6 protein-coding genes are annotated in these 5,436 nt (G+C 71.6%); 4 read left to right on the top strand and 2 right to left on the bottom strand.

Translation table 11 applies throughout. The features are described 5' to 3' along the window. Both PROKR_RS26085 and PROKR_RS26090 read right to left on the bottom strand, forming a co-directional pair. The coding region (locus PROKR_RS26085; RefSeq protein WP_036969561.1) for a ribonuclease D at positions 1-625 on the bottom strand (625 nt) is incomplete at its 3' end. Beyond that, a complete protein-coding gene (locus PROKR_RS26090; protein WP_036969563.1) occupies positions 622-1,290 on the bottom strand; it encodes a DUF3000 domain-containing protein in 669 nt (222 codons plus the stop codon). The genes PROKR_RS26090 and PROKR_RS26085, both read right to left, overlap by 4 nt. A 165-nt stretch (positions 1,291-1,455) precedes the next feature. On the opposite strand from PROKR_RS26090, the gene gndA reads away from it, so the two are divergent. From gndA to PROKR_RS26110, 4 genes are all read left to right on the top strand, one after another. Further along, positions 1,456-2,892: an NADP-dependent phosphogluconate dehydrogenase gene (gene gndA, locus PROKR_RS26095; RefSeq protein ID WP_036969564.1), complete on the top strand. Its 1,437-nt coding sequence runs from the start codon at positions 1,456-1,458 to the stop codon at positions 2,890-2,892. After that, a complete protein-coding gene (locus PROKR_RS26100; RefSeq protein ID WP_245605974.1) occupies positions 2,889-4,190 on the top strand; it encodes a carboxylate--amine ligase in 1,302 nt (433 codons plus the stop codon). The genes gndA and PROKR_RS26100 overlap by 4 nt, the downstream gene beginning before the upstream one ends. Positions 4,191-4,376: 186 nt before the next feature. Further along, positions 4,377-4,838 (top strand): DUF805 domain-containing protein, encoded by a 462-nt coding sequence (locus PROKR_RS26105; protein ID WP_036969573.1) that lies wholly within the window; start codon positions 4,377-4,379, stop codon positions 4,836-4,838. 5 nt (positions 4,839-4,843) lie between these two features. Continuing rightward, entirely contained in the window at positions 4,844-5,266 is a 423-nt protein-coding gene (locus tag PROKR_RS26110) for a DUF805 domain-containing protein (RefSeq protein ID WP_051433383.1), read from the top strand. Positions 5,267-5,436: the final 170 nt, after the last annotated feature.

Genomic DNA, 5,436 nt, shown 5'->3' on the forward strand with positions numbered 1-5,436 from the left:
ACTCCTGGGCGGCCCACTCCGCCTTGCCGGCGGCCTGCAGCCGCTCGGCGAGGCGGTCGCGCAGCTCGACGAGCACCTCGACGTCGAGCGCGGCGTACCGCAGCCAGTCCTCCGGCAGCGGGCGGGTGGACCAGTCCACGGCCGAGTGCTCCTTGGCCAGGCCGAGGCCGAGCACCTCGGCGACGACTGCGGCCAGACCCACGCGCTCCATGCCGAGCAGCCGCGCCGCGAGCTCGGTGTCGAAGACCCGCGCCGGGTGCAGGCCGTGCGCGGCGAGCCCGGGCAGGTCCTGCGAGGCGGCGTGCAGCACGAACTCGGCGTCGCCCACGGCAGCGCCGAGCGCCGACATGTCCGGCACGCCGACCGGGTCGATCAGTGCCGTGCCCGCACCCTCGCGTCGCACCTGGACCAGGTAGGTCGCCTGACCGTACCGGTACCCGGAAGCCCGCTCGGCGTCGGCGGCCACGGGCCCCGAACCTCCGGCGAACGCCTCGACGACCCGTGCGAAGGCCCCTGGTGTCGCCACGACGTCGGGCAGCCCGTCGGCGGGCTCGGTCAGTGGGGTGACGGGTGCCGGCACGGGCGGTGATGTCTCCGCAGGGACTCCTCGCTCCGTGGTGGTCATGGACCTACCGTATGGCGTTGCCTGGATCGGTCGGTAAAACGCCTGGTGAGAGCCGCGACGCCCTCGGGCAGCGGAGGCACCCCTGCGGCCGTCGTCAGCAGCGCCGCCCACGCCCGCAGGTGCGTGCCGAGCCGCGTGCCGACGGGCGTCCACGACGCCCGGATCTCCAGGTCCACCGCGCCCGGCGTGCCCTCCAGGGCGCCGTAGCTCTGCGACAGCACCCGGGTGACGGTGCCGCCGTCGGCCAGGGTGTCGGTGCCCGGGGTGAGGCCCGCGGTCTCGAGGCACTCGCCCACCCAGGACCAGGCGACGTCGGCCAGCAGGGGGTCGGCGGCCATCTCGGGCTCCAGCGTGGCGCGCACCAGCGTCACCACGCGGAAGGTGCCGTGCCACGCCTCCTGGCCCGCGGGGTCGTGCAGGACGACGAACCGGCCGGTGGCCAGCGGGTCGACGTCGTGGTCGTGCTCGTCGGGCAGGTCCGCGCCACGCGGTCCGGGCGGCGCGCCGGGCAGCACGTCGCCCGACAGAGCCACGCTGAACGGCGCCACCCGGCGTGGTGCGGGGATCTCCGTGAGGCGCACCTCGGCACGCAGGGCCGCGCTCCGCAGGTCGGCGAGGGCTGCTGCGAAGTCGACGGGTACCCCGGTGGGCGGGCCGCTGGTCACCTGTTCACCGTACGTCGGCCGCGGGGCCGGCAGGCGGAGGCGCGCGGTCGTCGCCGCATCGTGATCTGCGCGGTGGCGAAGTGAGCCAGGGCACTAGGCTGGCAGCGGGTCGCGGCGCGCGCTCGGCGCACGCCGCTCCGTTTCCACTGCAGAAGGAGCAAGAACGTGTCTGGCACAGCACAGATCGGCGTCACCGGCCTGGCGGTGATGGGTCGCAACCTCGCGCGCAACTTCGCACGTCACGGGTACACGGTGGCTATCCACAACCGTTCGTACGCGAAGACCGAGTCGCTGGTCGCGGAGCACGGTGACGACGGCAACTTCGTCCCGTCCGAGTCGATGGCCGACTTCGTCGCCTCGCTCGAGCGGCCTCGCAAGGTCGTCATCATGGTCAAGGCCGGTGGTCCCACGGACGCCGTCATCGACGAGCTGATCCCCCTCCTCGAGGAGGGCGACATCGTGGTCGACGCCGGCAACGCCCACTTCCCGGACACGATCCGGCGCGAGGCGGCGCTCAAGGAGCACGGCCTGCACTTCGTCGGCACCGGCGTGTCCGGCGGCGAGGAGGGCGCGCTCAACGGCCCGTCCATCATGCCGGGCGGCACCCGCGAGTCCTACGCCTCGCTCGGGCCCATCCTGGAGGACATCTCCGCGAAGGTGGACGGCACCCCGTGCTGCACCTACGTGGGGTCCGACGGCGCAGGCCACTTCGTCAAGATGGTGCACAACGGCATCGAGTACGCCGACATGCAGCTCATCGCCGAGGCGTACGACCTGCTGCGCCAGGGCCTGGGTGCCTCGGCGGCGGAGATCGGCGAGATCTTCGCGCAGTGGAACACGGGCGACCTGGAGTCGTTCCTCATCGAGATCACCGCCGACGTGCTGCAGCACGTGGACGCCGAGACCGGCAAGGCGTTCGTCGACATCGTGCTGGACCAGGCCGAGCAGAAGGGCACCGGCCGCTGGACGGTGCAGAACGGCCTCGACCTGGGCGTGCCCATCACCGGCATCGCCGAGGCCACGTTCGCCCGCGCCCTGTCCGGCTCCGTGCCGCAGCGCGCGGCCGGCCGGGCCAGCCTGCCCGCCCACGTGCAGGCCTGGGAGGTCAAGGACCGGGACGCGTTCATCGAGGACGTGCGCCAGGCCCTGTACGCCTCCAAGGTCGTCGCCTACTCGCAGGGCTTCGACCAGATCGCCGCGGCCGCCGCGGAGTTCGGCTGGGACATCGACCGGGGCGCCATGGCCCGCATCTGGCGCGGCGGCTGCATCATCCGCGCCCGGTTCCTCAACCGCATCACCGAGGCCTACGAGCGCGACGCGGACCTGCCGCTGCTGCTCGCCGACCCGTACTTCACCGACGCCGTCGCGAGCGGCCTGCCCGCCTGGCGCCGCGTCGTCGCCGGTGCGGCACAGAACGGCGTGCCCACGCCCGCGTTCTCCTCGTCCCTGGCGTACTACGACGGCGTCCGCGCCGAGCGGCTCCCGGCCGCCCTGGTGCAGGCGCAGCGCGACTTCTTCGGCGCCCACACGTACAAGCGCGTGGACCGCGAGGGCACGTTCCACACCGAGTGGTCCGGCGACCGCACGGAGGCCGAGGCGTGAGGGGTTTCCCCGCGGAGCAGGGGCAGGTAGGCGGAGGGGAGCAGGCCGCTCCCGAGATGCTGGTGGTGGGGATCGGCGGCGACGTCGGGATGTACGCCCTGGTGCGCGCGTTCCACGAGCAGTACCGCACGCGCGCCGTCGTGCTGTCCAAGGTCGCCACCCGCGCCATGCAGGACTCGGCGATCGCCGAGAACGTGGTGGTGCCCGGCCTGGACGAGGTGGACGTGTTCCTCTCCACGCTGGAGGGCATCGCGCAGCAGCACCGGGACAAGACGCTCGTGCTGCTCACCAACGCCGACTGGCACGTGCGCACGGTCATCCTGAACCGGGAGCGGCTGGAGGCGGCGGGCTACGTGCTGCCGTACCCGTCGCTCCCGGTGCTGGAGCAGGTCAGCAGCAAGGAGGGCTTCGCCCAGGTCTGCGACCAGCTCGGCATCCCGACGCCGCGCACCGTTCCGGTCGACGTCGCCAAGCTGGTGGCCGAGGGCGGCCGCGCCGCGCTGCCGGCGCTCGCGGTGGACCTGCAGTACCCGGTGGTCGGCAAGCCGTCCAACAGCGCCGAGTGGTACTACGTGGACTTCCCGGGCAAGGCGAAGATCCACCACATCGACTCCCGCGAGGAGCTCGACGTGATCCTGGGCCACCTGGCGGACGCCGAGTACCCGGGCACGTTCCTGGTGCAGGAGTTCATCCCGGGCGACGAGACGCAGATGCGGTCGCTGACCGCGTACCGCGATACGTCGGGCGAGGTGACGCTCCTGGCGACGGGCCGGGTGCTGCTCGAGGAGCACACGCCGGGCACGCTCGGCATCCCGGCGGCGATCCTGGTCGAGCCGTACGACGACGCCATGGACGCGGCCACGAGGTTCCTCGACCTGACGGGCTACGTGGGGTTCGCGAACTTCGACTACAAGCTGGACCCGCGCACGGGCAAGCACGTCTACTTCGAGGTGAACCCCCGGATCGGGCGGAACAACTACTACGTGACCGCGGGCGGGGCCAACGTGGCCCGCGTGCTGGTCGAGGACTGGGTGCTGCGCCGCCCGATCCGCGCCGTGCGCGCGGTCCGCGAGGTGCTGTACACCGTGGTGCCGTTCGGTCTGCTGTCCAAGTACGTGCTCGACCCCGAGCTGAAGTCGCGGCTCAAGGCGCTCAAGGCGAGCGGCGACGTGGTCAACCCGCTGAAGTACGACGCCGACTCCGGCCTCAAGCGCCGGCTCATCGTCGAGGCGATCACGCAGAACTACCGCCGCAAGTACGCCCAGTACTACCCGGAGCCGACCGCGACGGGCTACTGAGCCGCACCACCGTGTCAGACGCTCAGGTCACCATGGTGACCTGAGCGTCTGACGTGTTCCGGGACTTTCTCACCCATGGGTACTTCTGCCCAGATTTAAGCCTTGCGTACCGATTGACGGATCGGGACACTATGTGCGCACTTGCTGGAGATTTCCGGTAAGAACCGTGAGAGAGGCTTTTTCCTGATGTCGTTCATCGAGTCCATCCGGACCGTGCTGTCGAAGTACGCCACGTTCAGCGGGCGTGCCCGGCGCTCCGAGTTCTGGTGGTACTACCTGGCCGTGGCCATCGTCGAGAGCGTGCTCTACTTCGCGCTCATCGTGCCGGGCCTCACGGCCTACACGACGGCCACCATGGAGTACGCCATGGCCGGCGACCCCGCCGCGCCGATCCCCGCCATGCCGGGCTCCCTGACCGCCGGCTACCTCGTGGTCTCGCTGGTCGCGCTCGCGCTGCTGCTGCCGACGCTCGCCGTCATCGTGCGCCGCCTGCACGACACCGACAAGCCGGGCGCCCTGGCGTTCCTGCTCCTGATCCCGGTCGTCAACTTCATCCTGATCATCGTGTGGGGCGCCTCCGCCGGCACCCCGGGCCCGAACCAGTACGGCCCGGACCCCAAGGCCGTCGACGCCGCCGCGGCGGTCTGACCCACGTGACCCTCGTCGAGGCCGTCCGGACCTGCCTGCGCAAGTACGGCGTCTTCACCGGCCGGGCCCGGGCCGCCGAGTACTGGCTCTTCTACCTGGGGCTCGCGATCGTGAACGCCGTGATCTTCGTGGCGCTCCTGCTCCCGGCCCTGATCACGATGGACCCGGTCACGCAGGAGCCGGGCGTGCTCGGTTCGATCGGCTCGTCCCTCGTCGGGGTCGTCGCGCTCGCGGCGTTCGTCCCGCTGCTCGCGGCGGGCGTCCGGCGTCTGCACGACACCGGGAAGTCCGGCTGGTTCTACCTGCTGTGCCTCGTGCCGTTCGTGGGCGGGATCGTCATCATCGTGCTGCTGGCCCTGCCGGGCGAGTCCGGACCCAACCGGTTCGGTCCCGACCCCAGGGCAGTGCGGCAGCCGGTCACGGTCTGACCTAGTCTGAACCGCATGACCAGCCCCCGCCCCGTCCTCGTCGTCGGGGCCAGCGGATACGTCGGCAGCCGGGTCGCACGCGGCCTGGCTGCCGACGGGTACGCCGTGCTCGCCGCCGCGCGACACCCGCTGCCGGACGCCGGCGACGGCGTCGTGCCCGTCGGCTACGA

This window comes from Promicromonospora kroppenstedtii DSM 19349, assembly GCF_000515355.1.
GTDB lineage: Bacteria > Actinomycetota > Actinomycetes > Actinomycetales > Cellulomonadaceae > Promicromonospora > Promicromonospora kroppenstedtii.

Bases quoted from the DNA above. Each gene is read 5' to 3' on its own strand.
- PROKR_RS26105 (WP_036969573.1), top strand. From the start codon at position 4,377: ATGTCGTTCATCGAGTCCATCCGGACCGTGCTGTCGAAGTACGCCACG.